The organism is Capsulimonas corticalis (assembly GCF_003574315.2).
In the GTDB taxonomy this organism is placed as follows: Bacteria; Armatimonadota; Armatimonadia; order Armatimonadales; family Capsulimonadaceae; genus Capsulimonas; species Capsulimonas corticalis.
Map to the genome: position 1 here is coordinate 7,441,886 of NZ_AP025739.1, position 14,072 is coordinate 7,455,957.

General features: G+C 62.1%; 17 protein-coding genes. 11 read left to right on the forward strand and 6 right to left on the reverse strand.

The window, feature by feature from the left end:
* The first annotated feature begins 6 nt into the window (after positions 1 to 6).
* Genes D5261_RS32455 through D5261_RS32465 form a run of 3 tightly spaced genes read left to right on the forward strand, consistent with a single transcriptional unit; the run spans position 7 to position 1,295 of the window.
* Entirely contained in the window at positions 7 to 354 is a 348-nt protein-coding gene (locus D5261_RS32455) for a c-type cytochrome (protein WP_165863947.1), read from the forward strand.
* Positions 355 to 387: 33 nt separating this feature from the next.
* Positions 388 to 822, forward strand: coding sequence for a c-type cytochrome (locus tag D5261_RS32460; protein WP_119319760.1), 435 nt, complete (start codon positions 388 to 390; stop codon positions 820 to 822).
* A gap of 14 nt (positions 823 to 836) precedes the next feature.
* On the forward strand, positions 837 to 1,295 hold the full coding sequence (locus tag D5261_RS32465) for a nuclear transport factor 2 family protein (protein WP_119319761.1): 459 nt from the start codon (positions 837 to 839) through the stop codon (positions 1,293 to 1,295).
* A gap of 15 nt (positions 1,296 to 1,310) precedes the next feature.
* Here D5261_RS32465 and D5261_RS32470 read toward each other — a convergent pair whose 3' ends face one another.
* The gene (locus D5261_RS32470) at positions 1,311 to 1,946 is read right to left on the reverse strand and encodes an O-methyltransferase (RefSeq protein WP_301002373.1); all 636 of its coding nucleotides are present in this window, start codon (positions 1,944 to 1,946) and stop codon (positions 1,311 to 1,313) included.
* A gap of 79 nt (positions 1,947 to 2,025) precedes the next feature.
* Between D5261_RS32470 and D5261_RS32475 the strand changes: the two genes are divergently transcribed.
* From D5261_RS32475 to D5261_RS32495, 5 genes are all read left to right on the forward strand, one after another.
* On the forward strand, positions 2,026 to 2,592 hold the full coding sequence (locus D5261_RS32475; protein WP_119319762.1) for a pyridoxamine 5'-phosphate oxidase family protein: 567 nt from the start codon (positions 2,026 to 2,028) through the stop codon (positions 2,590 to 2,592).
* Between the two features lie 3 nt (positions 2,593 to 2,595).
* The gene (gene coaA, locus D5261_RS32480; RefSeq protein WP_119319763.1) at positions 2,596 to 3,561 is read left to right on the forward strand and encodes a type I pantothenate kinase; all 966 of its coding nucleotides are present in this window, start codon (positions 2,596 to 2,598) and stop codon (positions 3,559 to 3,561) included.
* Between the two features lie 89 nt (positions 3,562 to 3,650).
* Positions 3,651 to 4,049, forward strand: a complete 399-nt coding sequence (locus tag D5261_RS32485; protein ID WP_119320273.1) for a VOC family protein — start codon at positions 3,651 to 3,653, stop codon at positions 4,047 to 4,049.
* A complete protein-coding gene (locus D5261_RS32490) occupies positions 4,046 to 4,483 on the forward strand; it encodes a PaaI family thioesterase (RefSeq protein WP_119319764.1) in 438 nt (145 codons plus the stop codon). The genes D5261_RS32485 and D5261_RS32490 overlap by 4 nt, the downstream gene beginning before the upstream one ends.
* Positions 4,484 to 4,491: 8 nt before the next feature.
* Positions 4,492 to 4,806, forward strand: coding sequence for a hypothetical protein (locus D5261_RS32495; protein WP_119319765.1), 315 nt, complete (start codon positions 4,492 to 4,494; stop codon positions 4,804 to 4,806).
* Positions 4,807 to 4,895: 89 nt separating this feature from the next.
* Here the strand turns inward: D5261_RS32495 and D5261_RS32500 are convergent, their stop codons facing one another.
* From D5261_RS32500 to D5261_RS32515, 4 genes are all read right to left on the reverse strand, one after another.
* Positions 4,896 to 5,402 carry a chromate transporter gene (locus D5261_RS32500; protein WP_165863948.1) on the reverse strand — a complete coding sequence of 169 codons (507 nt, stop codon included), beginning with the start codon at positions 5,400 to 5,402 and terminating at the stop codon, positions 4,896 to 4,898.
* Positions 5,399 to 6,019 carry a chromate transporter gene (locus tag D5261_RS32505; RefSeq protein ID WP_301002374.1) on the reverse strand — a complete coding sequence of 207 codons (621 nt, stop codon included), beginning with the start codon at positions 6,017 to 6,019 and terminating at the stop codon, positions 5,399 to 5,401. Before D5261_RS32505 ends, D5261_RS32500 begins: the two co-directional genes overlap by 4 nt.
* A 148-nt stretch (positions 6,020 to 6,167) precedes the next feature.
* Positions 6,168 to 9,512, reverse strand: a complete 3,345-nt coding sequence (locus D5261_RS32510; RefSeq protein WP_119319768.1) for a glycoside hydrolase family 38 N-terminal domain-containing protein — start codon at positions 9,510 to 9,512, stop codon at positions 6,168 to 6,170.
* A 9-nt stretch (positions 9,513 to 9,521) separates the two neighbouring features.
* The gene (locus D5261_RS32515) at positions 9,522 to 10,277 is read right to left on the reverse strand and encodes a phytanoyl-CoA dioxygenase family protein (protein ID WP_119319769.1); all 756 of its coding nucleotides are present in this window, start codon (positions 10,275 to 10,277) and stop codon (positions 9,522 to 9,524) included.
* 114 nt (positions 10,278 to 10,391) lie between these two features.
* Between D5261_RS32515 and D5261_RS32520 the strand changes: the two genes are divergently transcribed.
* Complete coding sequence (locus tag D5261_RS32520; RefSeq protein ID WP_165863949.1) at positions 10,392 to 11,171, forward strand: AraC family transcriptional regulator; 780 nt, start codon at positions 10,392 to 10,394, stop codon at positions 11,169 to 11,171.
* 157 nt (positions 11,172 to 11,328) lie between these two features.
* Here the strand turns inward: D5261_RS32520 and D5261_RS32525 are convergent, their stop codons facing one another.
* Positions 11,329 to 11,877, reverse strand: coding sequence for a Dps family protein (locus tag D5261_RS32525; RefSeq protein ID WP_119319771.1), 549 nt, complete (start codon positions 11,875 to 11,877; stop codon positions 11,329 to 11,331).
* A gap of 154 nt (positions 11,878 to 12,031) precedes the next feature.
* Between D5261_RS32525 and D5261_RS32530 the strand changes: the two genes are divergently transcribed.
* Together D5261_RS32530 and D5261_RS32535 are read left to right on the forward strand one after the other, a co-directional pair.
* On the forward strand, positions 12,032 to 12,919 hold the full coding sequence (locus D5261_RS32530; RefSeq protein ID WP_165863950.1) for a helix-turn-helix domain-containing protein: 888 nt from the start codon (positions 12,032 to 12,034) through the stop codon (positions 12,917 to 12,919).
* A gap of 125 nt (positions 12,920 to 13,044) precedes the next feature.
* Positions 13,045 to 14,055 carry a zinc-dependent alcohol dehydrogenase family protein gene (locus D5261_RS32535; protein ID WP_119319773.1) on the forward strand — a complete coding sequence of 337 codons (1,011 nt, stop codon included), beginning with the start codon at positions 13,045 to 13,047 and terminating at the stop codon, positions 14,053 to 14,055.
* Positions 14,056 to 14,072 lie beyond the last annotated feature (17 nt).

The following is a 14,072-nucleotide window of genomic DNA, read 5'->3' on the forward strand; positions in this document are numbered from 1 at the left end:
ACTACGATGTTAACAATAATTCTGGTGGTTCTTGCGGTTATCGCTTTTAATACGCCTTCACAGGCGCGAAAAGGCGCGGCCAAACCGAAGGCCGCAGCGGCTGCAAAATCCGCCGCGCCGGAAGCCCTGGTGGCCCGGGGCCATGAAGTATTTCTGACCAACTGCGCGCCCTGCCACGGCGCCGACGCCCAGGGGGATGACGGGCCGAGCCTGCGTCACAAGGGCCTGCCGGAGGCGGCGATCTCGGGGGCCGTCACGCACGGCTTCCAGGGTGAGATGCCGGCCTTCGGCGGCAAGCTTAACGCGCCGGACCAGCAGGCCGTCGTGAGTTATGTCCAATCGCTGCAGAAATAAGAAGACGATGACGGAGATGGGGAGGAGAGGCAATTGCCGGAAGAGATGAAAGGCGATTCGAAAACAACGCCGCTGGAAGTCCGGGCCGCCGGCCTGGCCGTGGCGGCGTCGTGCGCCGCTCTCGTAGCCACATACGGCGTGTCGTCATGGATTCGCGGGGCAACGACCGCGCCCGCTTCACCGTCGCCGGTGGCTGCCACGCTGCGCCCGGCGGCCCGAGAAGACGGCGAGCCATCCACGCAGCTCGTTCGTGGACACGCGCTGTTCACGCAAGAATGCGTGTCCTGCCATGGCAGTCACGCGCAAGGGGGCATCGGCCCGGATCTGCGCCAGCTCGAAATCTCGGACGCGCAGATCGCGATGACGATCAAGGCGGGAGTGAAGCCGGAAATGCCCGCCTACGGGAGCAAATATGGCGACGACGACCTTCAGGCGCTCACGCATTACATTCGTTCACTGAAAAAGTAAAGGAAACAGACACCATGCTTACGAAGAAGAATTCCGCGATCCTGATGGGATACGCGGCGGCCTTGAGCTTTCTATTCGCGACGCCCGCGCAGGCGTCCCCTTCCCGCTCGATCGCTCGCGAGCACTGGCAAGCGATCGCCGGGGGCGATGTGAGCTCCGTGATGGCGGATTACCGCCCGGACGCCGCTTCCCACTGGAGGAACGGCGGCTTGAAAGGCGACTACAGCGGCGCGGCGGCGATCCGCTCCGCCTGGATGCAGTTCGCCAAGACAAGATCGCCGCTCACGCTGGCCGTTCGCAATATTCAAGAGACAAAGAGCGGGAAGGATCAAGATGTCGTCACGGCAGAGGTTACTTTCAGCAGCGCCGAGTGGACTTACCCCCTGGAGTGCCGCCTGATTTTCCACGACGGGAAAATCGCGGAAGAGACCTGGAGCCAGGCCGGCTATGACGCCGATCCAGGCTCGATCTGAACCGAAATCAGCCGGTCATTCCGGCCGATAGTATGCGATGCTCAGTCCCTCGCCCACCGGATCCACGGAATGCTCGAAATCGTCACGAGCGGCGAGGGCGGAGAGATAACCCGCGATCTCCTCCGGGTGGGAATGGACGTTGTCGGCGAGCAGCAGGCCGCCGGGCGTCAATTTCGAGAGAAATTGCGTGAGCAGCGCGGGATAGGCAATGCGGTCGGCGTCGAGAAAGACGAGATCGAAGGGTCCGTCGAGCACGGACAGGATCTCGGAGGCGTCGCCGGCGCGCAGTGTCACCCAATCGGTCAGGCCGGCGCGCTCCAGATTCGCGGCCGCCAGCTCCTGCTTCGCCCGATCTTTGTCGATGCTGGTGACATGCCCGCCGTTTTCCCGCGCCGACCAAGCCAGCCAGATCAGGCTGTAGCCATTCGATGTCCCGATCTCCAAAATCCGCGTGCTGTGATTGCTGAGCGCCAGATCGCTCAGTTTTTTCGCGGTGTCGGGATGCAGGTTCAGCATCTTCATCGCTCGGTCCGTCTCGCGGGCGTCGTTCTCGCGGCCCGAAGCTTCCAGGTCCGCCAGTACTTGTTTGATCTGCTCGTCCATAACATACGCTCCTTCATCGGTCACATTTTCACGATTAAACTTACCCATGTTATTGTGTTTCCCCGTCACATTGACGGTCAAGCGCAGGTATTCTTGAATCGGGAAGTTTCCAGGAAAGGAATGGATCATGAGCAAGCAGATCGATTCGATCGACGAGGAGCTGTCGGAGTGGCTGCGGCGGCAGCACGTCTTTTTCGTCGCGACGGCGCCGCTTTGCGCCGATGGCCATATCAATTGCTCGCCGAAAGGCGGGGACAGTTTCCGCGTCTTAGGCCCGCTGGAAGTCGCGTATCAAGACTATACGGGCAGCGGCGCGGAGACGGCGGCGCACCTGCGGGAGAATGGCCGCATCCTGCTGATGTTCTGCGGATTTGAAGGCAAACCGAATATCGCGCGCCTGCACGGACAAGGCGAGGTGATCGCGCCGGACCACGCCGACTACGAATCGCTCGACGCGCTCTTCCCAGTCAATCCCGGCACGCGCTGCTATGTGCGCGTCCAGGTCGAACGCGTCTCCACCTCGTGCGGCTTTTCCGTGCCGTTCATGGACTTCCGAAGCGACCGGGATACGCTGGACAAGTTCGCGGCGTCGAAAGGACCGGCGGGCCTGGCCGAGTACCGGGCGCAGAAAAACGCCGTCAGCATCGATGGGATGCCGGCGCTTCCCATGCCGGCCATGAATGATTCGAATTAAGCGATGACAACTCAAGACACGCCCCCGGCCGGCGGGCAGCGCCCCGCGCAGTTCACTCAATTTTCACGCGGCGAATGGGCGGCCCTGCGCGCGTCCACGCCGCTTCAGCTAACCGAGGATGACCTTGCCGCCGTCCGAGGCATCAACGAGCGTCTGTCGCTCGAAGACGCGGCGGAGGTTTACCTCCCTCTGACGCGCCTGCTCAATCTCCAGGTAACGGCGACTCAGCAGCTTCGCCGGGTCACGGACACGTTTCTGGGCTCGCCCGCCGCGCCGGCGCCGTTTGTCATCGGCCTCGCGGGAAGTGTCGCGGTCGGCAAAAGCACCGCCGCTCGCTTGCTCCAAACACTGCTCGCACGCTGGCCGGAGCATCCACGCGTCGCCCTCGTCACGACGGACGGGTTTCTGTACCCCAACGCCGTGCTCGAACAGCAGGGGCTGATGACGCGCAAGGGCTTTCCCGAGAGCTACGATCGATCGCGCCTGCTCCAATTCGTGCGCGATGTGAAGGATGGCAAGCCCCACGTGTCGGCGCCCGTCTACTCGCATTTGATCTACAACATCGCGCCGGGCGAAGCGCAGATCGTGGACCGGCCCGATATTTTGATTTTGGAAGGGTTAAACGTCCTCCAGCGCGGCCTGGAGCCGGAGACGACGGGGCGGCGCTTCGTGTCCGATTACTTCGATTTCTCGATCTATATCGACGCCGAGGAAGACGACATCCGGCAATGGTTTCTCAATCGTTTTTTGAAGCTGCGCGAAACGGCGTTTCTGGACGAGCAATCGTACTTCCGGCACTACGCGCGGATGCCGGAGGACGACGCGCTGGAGATCGCACGCGGAATCTGGGAGCGGATCAACGGCAAAAACCTGCGCGAAAACATCGCGCCGACGCGTGAGATGGCGAATCTGGTGCTGAGAAAGGGGCCGGACCACGGCGTCACCGAGGTGCGGCTGCGGCGTTCGTGAGCAATAATTTCCCCGACCTGGAACCATGGGCGCATGGCGCGCATTGAAAAATGCGGAGGCAGCAAATCACCATGACCGATTCGACTGAGATCCTGATTCACCGCCTCGACCATCTGGTTCTGACCGTGGCGGATATCGAGACGACCTGTGAGTTTTATGTCCGTGTTCTGGGCATGGACGTCATCACGTTCGGCCCGGGACGCAAGGCGCTGGAGTTTGGCCGTCAGAAAATCAATCTGCATCAGGCCGGCCGCGAGTTTGAACCCAAGGCGCTGCGGGCGACGCCCGGCTCCGCCGATCTTTGCTTTATCGCCGGGACGCCTCTGGAAGAGGTCGAGGCGCACCTCAAACAGCAAAACGTCTCCATCCTCGAAGGCCCCGTCGAGCGCACGGGAGCCGAGGGAAAGCTTCTCTCGCTGTATTTCCGCGACCCCGACGGCAACTTGATCGAAGTCTCGAACTATCAGCACGCCGGGGAAGAGCGATGACGCCCCGCAACCCCGATTACATCCAGCGTACTTTCGAGGCGACGGTCGGGCAGCCGTTCGCGCGGCTCATCGGCGTGGAAACCGCCGAGATCGGCCCCGGCTGGGTGGAGATCTTCGTCACGCTGGCGCCCCATCACTTGCAGCAGGATAACATCGTACACGGCGGCGCGATTGCGACTCTCGCCGACACATGCCTCGCGATGGCCGCGCACACACTGGTGGCCGGCGACGAGCGCGTCGTGACGATCGAGTTCAAGATCAACTATTTGCGCGCCGCCACGGGCGACCGGCTGCGCTGCCGGGGACAGGCGCTGCGTCCCGGCCGCACGATCACCACGAGCGAAGCCGAGATTTACGCGGAAGAAAACGGACACGAAAAACTCGTCGCAAAAGCGCTCGGAACGATCGCGATCCTGCCGCCCCAGAGTGTATAATAGAATATATGTTCGTAGACACCGCCATGGAAGAGGCCATCACGCTTCTCAAAACTCGCCTGGAAGAAGGCGTCAAAGCGTCCCCGCTGTGCATCGCCGTCATCGGCTGGCTCACGGAGGTTCGGACTGAGCCGTACATCGCCGATATTCGCCGCTCCGGCGAAGGCCGCGTCTGGCTGCGCATGTCCGACGAAGACACTCTCTCGCCGCTGTGCTCGTTCTACGAATTCCTCGGCCAGGTCCGCATCATCTGCCAGGTCATCAAAATGACCGAAGAACAAAGCAGCCAAATCGTCTCGCTCGCACGGCACCGGTTGGGGTAATCCCTATTCCCCCGCGAAGCGGCTTGCTGGGAAAAAAGGGGAAAGCGCTTTAGCGCCGGGGGAATAGGGATTACGGCAAATAGCCTCCCTCATCGCCACACAACTCCCACCAGCCCTGCAATCCCAACAATCGCGATGACGGGAACGCGCCGCGTCATCGCAAGCCCGATTGCGGCGAGGGTGATGGTCAGGGTGCGTGGGCTGACGCCGACGCTGTGCAGAATGCCGAACATGGCGACGAGGAAGACGCCGACGACGGCGAGGCCGAGGCCGCGCACGAAGCCTTCGACGGCGGGGTGATGCTGGATACGGCGGTATAATCGCTCGATCACCATGATCAGCATCGGCGGCAGGAGGATGGCGAGCAGCGCGAGCAGGGTTCCGCGCAGTCCGTCCGTCAGATACCCCAAACAGATCACCCACAGGCCGCTTGGGCCGGGCGAGATCTGGCCAATCGTCAGCGACTCTCCAAACTCCCCATCGCTCGCCCACCCCCGCGCCAGCATATCCGCGTGGATGCTCGGCAGGTTGCCGCTCCCGCCGGTCGAGAACAGCGACGCCTTCAGGAAAATCCAGAAGTAGACAAGCGCGTTCATGGCTGCTCGCCTCGCCGGCCATGGCGCCGCCACGACCAGGCGGCGCCCACCGCTGCCGCGCCCAGCAGGATGAATACGACCGGAACGCGACGCTCCCATGCGGCGACCACGCTTCCCACGATCAAAAGAATCGCCAGAAAGAAGCTGTCCTTTCCCTCACGGCGGCTTTGATCGAGCGGAGGACGCGCGATTTGCCAGACCGTCACGAGACCGAGCCCAACGACCGCCGGGACGATTCCGCTCAGCGCCTCACGCATCCATCGATCGTGTTCGACGCGCGCGAACGCCATCGTCAGAATCAGGGTGATCGTGACGCTGGGGAGGAGCAGGCCGAAGAGCGCGAGCGCGATGCCGAGCGCGCCGCCGGACTTACGCCCGAGCAGGATCGTCAGCGCCAGCAAGTTGATCCCGGGCGCCAACTGCACCAGCGACCAGAAGCGCGCGAACTCTTCCGGGCTGATCCACTGGCGCTCCTCCACGATCTCGCGGCGGATCAGCGACAGTGTCGCCGTCCCGCCGCCGAATGACTGCGCGCCGAGCAACAGCCAGACGCGCAGGATTTCCCCGGAACTGGGCTTGGCGTGTTCATTGGAAAGATGGGAATCGCTTGGGGGCACAACCCCATTGTAGCATGCCGGTAAAAGGAACGGAAACCAATGCCGTCGAACAATGTCGGCAAGCGCGGACACGCTGACCGTGGAAACCGGTCCGGACGCCTCGCAAACCAAACCCCGCACCGGCTTCGCCCTATTCTTCGACTGCCGTTTAAGGCGTGATCCTCAGCGTCACGATCTCCAGAGGCGACAGGGCGATTGCGGAAGCGATCGGCTTGCCGCCCTGCCCCCAGAGGTCCGTCTTCCATATTCGAGGGGACTTCGCTCCCCGCCAGCCGACAGTCACGCGCTGACTTCGGTCGGCGCCGTTGAATAACCGGACGATCCAGCCGCGCCCTTCTTCCGCGGGGCGACAGGAGGTCACGAGCACGGCGCTGCTGGAAAGCGTCAGTCCCAGATGCGCGTCGGGCTGCGATGGCGCAACCTCGGCGACGATCAGAGGCTGGCTCTGCGCAACCCCGAATTGCTGCGCCGCGACCTGATCGTACTTGCCGTGCGGCTTCAGTGCGTATCGGAATGTGACGAGGCCCTCCTGGGACGCCTTGTAATTGGTGCGCCAGTAATTGTTCATCACGTTCCAGTAAATCGCGCTTCCCGGCTGCGAGGTCTTGAGCCAATCGCCCCACGCTTCGCGCGGAAGCGTGATCTTCCCAATCTGCATCAATGGCGTGTCCGGCGCGGCGCACGTAACGCCCAGCGTGTCGTTGGAGACATCCACCCAGCGGCTGATGGGATACACGTTCTTGTTGGCGTTCAGCGTCTGGTCAATGTCCGGCCGCACCACGGAGAACGGCATGTCCATATGGACCGTACTGCCGGGAACGTGGAAACTGAAGCCGATATGCACAGCTTCCTCGTCGGGATACACGGCCTGTTTGTCGAGCGTATCGGCGATACGGATCTCGTCCAGTCCATCGACGACCTGAACAACGCGCGAAAGGGATTTCCCGCCCGGCGCCTCCGAATCGATCCGCACGGAGGCGACCAGCGGTCCGCGATCCAGCACGGTGATCCTGGCGCCGGAGGCGTATTGCGCCTTCGCGTTATCGCCGCCCAGAACGTAGAGATAGTCGTTCAGTCCACGGCAGGTTTTGTTTTCGGCGTCGACAAGCTCCGCGCCTCCCGCCATCTTGAGGCTGGAGATCGCACCGCTGGTCATGTCGAATGTCAGCGCCAGCTTCCCGGCGCTAAGCGTGGCCGATCCGGCCGCCGCCGAGCCTTGCGTTGTGGATACTCCCGGTGAAACCGTGAACTTGCGTGAGGACATTGCGGGGATGTCCGCCGCAATGAACGCCAGCGAACCATCGGACAAACGCTGCGAGGGAACGGCGACTCCCCGCTCGTTCTTCACCACATCTCCCGCCCGGCTCCGCGCGGCCGAAAGGATCACCAGATCGCGGCGTTTCCACGACCCCGTATTGAACACGGCGAATGTCTCGGACGCCCCAGCGGCGATGCTCTTGACCGCGTCCCGCCGCAGCGCTTGCGCCTGCCGAGCCCCATCCAGCGCAAACTGCTGCTTTGTCGCCCACTGCGCCTTGACGAAATGACTGTTCGGATCGCTGAAACTGCTGTACGCGCCCCACGTATGCTCGTCGAACAGCAGGATGTCGCGCCAGGCGTCCGCGAACCGGCCGTGCGGATAGTGGGAGGGATCGAGCATGGACCAGAGGATTTCGTTCTGCGCCAGCTCCTCCGCCGCGCGCCGGTTGATCGCGAGCGCCCGCGCCGTGGACGCCGCGCCGTCCTCCCAGTATCCGGTGTAGTCGCCGCGAACGGTCTTCAGCGTGCTTCCATACTTCGCCTCGAAATCGTGGAACATATGGCTCGTGGTGGAGATCACCAGATGCGGATAGGCGTATCGCTTGTTCCAGCTTTCCACGAAACCCGAGAGCCTGGGATCCGCCCCGGCGTTGTCGCCCGTGGTGTATCGAATATAGACCATGTCCCACGGCGAGTTCGGGAAGCGTTGACGGTAGCTTCCCATGAACCTCTTGACGGACGCGTCATTGTCTTCAAAGCCCGGCGGATTGTAAGGCGCGGGGCTTTGCCAAACCAGAACTTTATCCTTGCCCGAAGGTCCGCTCCAATAAAAAGCTTCATTGTCCCAGCGATGCGCGTATCCCGTATGGTCGCCTGAGTTCGGCCCCCACGAGAAGTACTTCACGCCGCTCTGGGCCATGATTGAGGCGAGGCTCCCGGTGTACCCCGGCACGTCGCTGATCATCGCGCTGTCGATTGTCAGATGGTATTTTTGCCGAAGACGATTTGAGCAAGCCAGATAGGAAACTAACTCTTCCGGCCGGCATAATCCCGTCAGCTCGTTCGCGTAGAGGGCGTCCAATCCCAGTCCGCCCGTACGCGCTGTTTGGAGGAATGTGTCGATTTGTTTCGGCGACGCGGTTTTCAGCCAATCATCGATCTCGTAAAGCGTCTCGATATTCCATTTGAAGCGCGCATCAGGCGGCAGCTTCGCCGTGCTCGCGGCGAGCGCCATACCTTCTTCCAGATACCGCTGATGCTTCGCCAGCGCATCCGCCTGCACGTCGGTATAGCCAATATCCGTATGCGAGTGCGGCAGGATATAGATCGTATAGCGCCGGCTGGGGGTCCGCGCGGCCCGCAGCGCCTCGCCGAGCGGCGCGCCATCCGCCAAAAGCTGGATTGTATCGGTGACAGCCCGATCCGTCTCGGGAAAAGAGAAATCGATATTGGCTTGCCCGTGCGGAACCGTGATGGCGCGGATCGGTTCGGAGTCGACTTTCAGATCGACGGCGCGCGGAGCGCCGTTGTTGATCGTACTGAGCGTGAGGATCTGGCGGAGTCCCGCTTTGTCTCGCCGCAGGATGTCCGGCGCCCAGTGGGCGGCGATCAGCCGCGTCACGACCGGCGCGGGCGCAATCGTCACGCTGGCCGGGCCGCTCAAGGTCAAGGCGTCCCAGACCGCCCAGGATCCACGGACACTTTCGATTTGAATGGTGTTCGCCCCGGGCCGAAGCAGGCTTGCCGGAAAGTCCAGAACGATATCGAACTTACGCCCAAGTTCAGGACTCCCCTCCAGCGCGCCGTCGCCGCTTCCAGGCTCCGTGGATTTGATCCAGGATTCCCCATTGACGGTGATCTTCAAAGCAGGCGGCTGCCCGGAATGGGCGTCGACGAAATGCAGCGCCAAGCGGCACTCTCCCGTCGCGACGCTCCCAGCCACGCCGAAGACAACACTGGCGCGGTGCGATGTCCCGCCGGCCCAGCGATCGTCCGGCCCCGGCAGAACATAGGGCCAGTCTTTGTGCGCATCGCTCGCGCCAACGGTATACAGACCATCCTGTCCGTACCGCGCGTAATCTCCCGGCGCCAGGGCCAGCTCACGGTCGTCGCCATCGGCTTGACCGATCTCCCAGAGGAGATGTCCCGGGGAATCGGCGGCGCGGACAGGGGCGGCGCACAGGGCCGCAGCCGCAAAGACAGCCACGCCCCACGAGAAATACGAACGTTTCAAAGAAGCCTCTTACTTATTCGCCACCCGGCACGTCGGGTCGATCCCCGCGAGCATCATCCCCTGCCCCAGCGAATCATGGGTCTGCACCGTCGGCGGATCGGCGGGATCGCGCATCTGGACGAGCAGTGTCGTCCGCGCTTCATGGCTTTCATTGACGCCGGATCCATGGATGGTCAAGTAGGAGAAAAAGACGACGTCGCCCGCCTTCGCCGGCAGCGGCAGCGCGTTCTCGACTGAGTATTGCTCGGCGGACAGATGAAAATTCCCCTGCGATTCATGCTCCAGCATGCCCAGCTTGTGCGAGCCGGGAACGACGCGAAGGCATCCCTTCTCCAGCGGCGCGTCGTCGAAGTGGATGATGGCGGCGATCATCGTGTGGTTGTCATGCGGGAAGTACGGGGCGTCCTGATGCATCGGAAACGGCGCGCCGGTCTCCGACGGCTTGATAAACATCTTGGTGTGGTGCAGCTGGACATTCGGTCCGAGGATTCCGGCGGCCGCGCCGGCGAAGCGCTCGTCCACCAGCAGCCGCGTGAAGGCGGCGGAGTAGAACTGGACGTCATGACAGTGCAGCAGCCGCGTCTTCTTCGTAGTGACGGTCTGCGCGCTGCCCCACGCGGCGTCCACGTCGCGCACCCGCTGAAGGCGCTCGATCAGCGCATGCGACTCCGCGCGATAGGCCGCCGCTTCCTCGGCGGTGAAGAGTGAGGGAACGACGACGTAGCCGTTCTCATGATAAAAGGCGATCTGTTCGGGTGTCAGCATTGGTGTTCTCCTAAATGGACAGTTGCGCGCCGGCGTGTGATTGGTTATACTATATCACACAGCGGATCGACCGTACAGAGAGTATTCTCACTATTTTTCTTGTCAAAAATCACTATGAAGATTCCTCAACTCACCTGGAGCATGCCCCTGGCCGAGCGTCCCCGCGCCATGCTGATGGCGGTCGGCGTGCATGGTCCACACCGCACGGAGCGTCACTATACGCGCGGTTTCTGGGCGCTGCATCTTTACGGATATCAATCGAGCATGGACGTCTCCGGCGTCACGCTGCCGATCCGCCCCGGCTATGTTGGGATCACGCCTCCCGACATCGAATGCCTGTATCGCTTTGAAGACCGCTCGGCGCATCTCTGCGCTCACTTCGCGCTGCCGCCGTCGGAAGCGGGCCTCACAGTGCCGGCCATGCAGGATCTTGGCGCCGATTACGCCGATTTTTACAAAGCGATGGAGGAAGGAATCGCGTGCTTCCGCGCCAATCCGGAGCGCGCCGAAGTGCGCCTCTGGGACTTGCTCTGGCGCCTGGCCGACCGGCGCTCCGGGCAGCTCATCGTCCACGACAATCCGGCGGCGATGACCCAGGCCTGCGAGCACATCGAGATGCGCCTCAGCGAACCGATCAGCGTGGAGGCGCTCGCCGCCGAAGTCGGCGTGTCGCACAACCATCTGACGCGCCTCTTCCGAAAGCGATTTGGGACAACTGTCGTGGGATACATTCGCCAGCGCCGCGTGGAGCGCGCCGGCTATCTGCTGCGCAGCACGGGACTGCCGGTGCATATTGTGGCGGCGCAGGTGGGGGTGGAAGATCCAAGGCAGTTCAGCAAAATCGTCCGCGCGGCGACGGGGATGTCGCCGACGGAGGTGCGGCGGGCGGGGTGAGAGAAAGAGGCCCTCATCCCCCAGCCCCTTCTCCCAAGTTTGGGAGAAGGGGAGTCAGATTTTTTGATTTTTCAGATCTTATCAAGAAGCTTTGTCTTCATCTGACTCCCCCTCTCCCAAGTTTGGGAGAGGGGGCCGGGGGGCGAGGGCCGTCCCCCTAATCCGCGTCCCGCTGGGCCGCCTCAAACAGGAACCAGGTGCGGCGCTCGGTTTCGTCGATGAAGACTTCCAGGAAGCTGGCGGTGGCGACGTCTTTGTTGTCATCGCAGACTTCGTGCGCTTTGCGCATGTTCGCGGCCATGTTCTTATTTTCGCCGATCAAGTCGTTGAGGATATCGATTGGCGCGACGAACTCCTCGTTCGAATCTTTGACGGTCTGGAGCGCGGCGATGTGGCTGACGCTGCGGATCGTCGAGCCGCCGACTTTGCGGACGCGCTCGGCGAGGACGTCGATGGTGGCGAAGATCTGCTCGGCGTGCTCGTCCAGCAGCAGGTGGTAGTCGCGGAAGTGGCTGCCCGACATGTGCCAGTGGTAGTTCTTCGTCTTGATATACAGAGCGAAAGCGTCGGCGACCAGCGGGTTGATCGCTTCGGTGATTTCCTGGGTGGCTTTCGCGCCAAGGTCGTTGGGAACGTTCAGCTGCCGCGGCGGCTTGCCGCTGTTCAATTTCGCGGCGTCGGCGGGTTTTTGCAATGTAGTAACCATGGTGATTTCCTTTGGGGCAAAATAGCGCGCGGAGATGTTGCGCGAACGCTGTTGTTATGCCCAATACTGCCCCCAATTAATCCTGAATTTAGCAGGCGAGCGCGAATCTCTTTTCGCCACGGAACACCAGCGCAAATCGCGGTGTTCCAGCGTTATGGCGACATCGTTTCCCTCCAATTTCAGCCGTTCGTATCCGGGCGAATCCGCGCTGTTCAAGATCCAAACGGACTGGGCGAGTCTCAGCGTCGATCACCTGCGTCACGAGCCAGGCGTGCGCGAAGCGCCGCCGCTGCCGTACCACCTGATCACGTTCGCTCAGGCGACGCTGCCGACACTCGTCCAGAAGCGCGCCGGCTTACGGCATACCAGCCCGATCCAGCGCGGCGAAATTACGATCACGCCGGCCGGACATGACGACTGGCGACGCTGGACGGAGCCTTGCGAGATGGTGTGTATCTGGCTGGAGGAGCGATACTTTCAGGAAATCGCGGCGCAGGACGACAGCGCGATGAACGGCGGCGGCGCTCGGATTCTTAGCCGTTTTCGATTCCGCGACCCGCACCTGGAGTATCTGGCCTCGGCATTGCTTTCCGAAACCAAGAAACCGGGCGATCTGCAAAACTTCACGATCGATTCCCTGCGAAATCTGCTCGCCGTCCACCTGCTGCGCCATCACTCGACGATCCAACCCGAGACCATAGTAACAAGCGGCGGCCTCACGCCCCGGCGGCTGCGCCGCGCCGTGGATTTCATTCACGACCATCTGGGCGAATCGCTGGACCTGGATTCCATCGCCGAAAGCGCGGGGCTCAGCTCCTATCATTTCTCGCGCTGCTTCAAACACGCGATGGGAATCTCGCCGCATCAATATGTGATCCAGCAGCGAGTCGAACACGCCAAACGCCTGATCAGATCGAATGATTTACCGATCGGCGATATCGCTTACCAGGTAGGTTTCGGCAGCCAGAGCCACCTCAACTATCATTTCCGACGCCTGGTCGGGGTCAATCCCACGCAATTCCAAAACCAGGCGCAAGAATAAGCTAACGCCCGCAAGATCTGGAAAGCCGGCGGCGTCCTCTCCTTCCATACTCACAAACGAAACGGCGAACGCTGTTTCCATGCGGGCAATTTTGCTCCATGAGGACGAATGGAAGAGGATCCCCAATGAAATCTTATTATATCGGCGACGGAGTTGGCCTGGACGGTCTGACGCTGATCGATCGGCCCGAACCGAACGCCGCGCCGGGCCGCGTCGTCGTCCGCATGCGCGCCTTTTCGTTGAACTTCCGAGATTTGGAAATCGTCCACGGCCGCTTCGGCCCGCAGACTCCCCGGCATATGGTCCCGGTTTCGGACGGCGTCGGCGAGGTGGTCGCCGTCGGCGAAGGCGTGACGCGTTTTTCCGTCGGCGACCGCGTCTCCGGCAACTTTATGCAGGAATGGGTCGACGGCGCCTTCGACATCGGAATCCATAACTCAGCCCTGGGCGGCCCCATCGACGGCGTCCTCGCCGAATACGTCGCCTTCCCCGAACACAGTCTGGTCAAAGTCCCGGCTTATCTCACGGACGAAGAGGCGGCGACGCTTCCCTGCGCCGCCGTCACTGTCTGGAACGCGCTGTTTGCTGGGGGAAACGCCCGTCCCGGGCAAACGATCGTCATCCAGGGAACCGGCGGGGTCTCGATCTTCGCCCTGCAATTCGCCAAACTCGCCGGACTCAAAACCATCGTCACCAGCAGCAGCGACGCGAAACTGGCGCGCGTCGTCACCATGGGCGCGGACGCAGTCATCAACTATCGAACCACGCCGGATTGGGATCACGAAGTCCTCACGCTCACGGACGGGCGCGGCGCGGATATCGTGCTGGACGTCAGCGGTGAAGACACTATCGCCCGCTCGATCAACGCCGCCCGCAGCCTCGGCGATGTCCCGATCGTCGGCTTCCTCTCCGGCAAAAGCTTCACCGCCTCTCTCATGCCGCTGCTCCTGAAAAACGTGATCGTCCGGGGCGTCAGCGTCGGCTCCCGACGCATGTTCGAGCAGATGAACGAAGCGATCTCTCATCACGAACTGCATCCCGTGATCGATCGTGTGTTTGAGTTCGAAGAAGCGCGCGCGGCGTATGAGTATCTGGAAAGCGGAAAGCACTTTGGAAAAGTCGTGATCCGGGCGTAAGACAGCGCATGGAACAA

What these genes read in the sequence shown, in the direction of transcription:
- D5261_RS32455 (WP_165863947.1), top strand. Translation starts at nt 7, where the DNA reads ATGTTAACAATAATTCTGGTGGTTCTTGCGGTTATCGCTTTTAATACG.
- D5261_RS32465 (WP_119319761.1), top strand. Translation starts at nt 837, where the DNA reads ATGCTTACGAAGAAGAATTCCGCGATCCTGATGGGATACGCGGCGGCC.
- D5261_RS32470 (WP_301002373.1), bottom strand. Translation starts at nt 1,946, where the DNA reads ATGGGTAAGTTTAATCGTGAAAATGTGACCGATGAAGGAGCGTATGTT.
- D5261_RS32475 (WP_119319762.1), top strand. Translation starts at nt 2,026, where the DNA reads ATGAGCAAGCAGATCGATTCGATCGACGAGGAGCTGTCGGAGTGGCTG.
- coaA (WP_119319763.1), top strand. Translation starts at nt 2,596, where the DNA reads ATGACAACTCAAGACACGCCCCCGGCCGGCGGGCAGCGCCCCGCGCAG.
- D5261_RS32490 (WP_119319764.1), top strand. Translation starts at nt 4,046, where the DNA reads ATGACGCCCCGCAACCCCGATTACATCCAGCGTACTTTCGAGGCGACG.
- D5261_RS32495 (WP_119319765.1), top strand. Translation starts at nt 4,492, where the DNA reads ATGTTCGTAGACACCGCCATGGAAGAGGCCATCACGCTTCTCAAAACT.
- D5261_RS32500 (WP_165863948.1), bottom strand. Translation starts at nt 5,402, where the DNA reads ATGAACGCGCTTGTCTACTTCTGGATTTTCCTGAAGGCGTCGCTGTTC.
- D5261_RS32515 (WP_119319769.1), bottom strand. Translation starts at nt 10,277, where the DNA reads ATGCTGACACCCGAACAGATCGCCTTTTATCATGAGAACGGCTACGTC.
- D5261_RS32520 (WP_165863949.1), top strand. Translation starts at nt 10,392, where the DNA reads ATGAAGATTCCTCAACTCACCTGGAGCATGCCCCTGGCCGAGCGTCCC.
- D5261_RS32525 (WP_119319771.1), bottom strand. Translation starts at nt 11,877, where the DNA reads ATGGTTACTACATTGCAAAAACCCGCCGACGCCGCGAAATTGAACAGC.
- D5261_RS32530 (WP_165863950.1), top strand. Translation starts at nt 12,032, where the DNA reads ATGGCGACATCGTTTCCCTCCAATTTCAGCCGTTCGTATCCGGGCGAA.
- D5261_RS32535 (WP_119319773.1), top strand. Translation starts at nt 13,045, where the DNA reads ATGAAATCTTATTATATCGGCGACGGAGTTGGCCTGGACGGTCTGACG.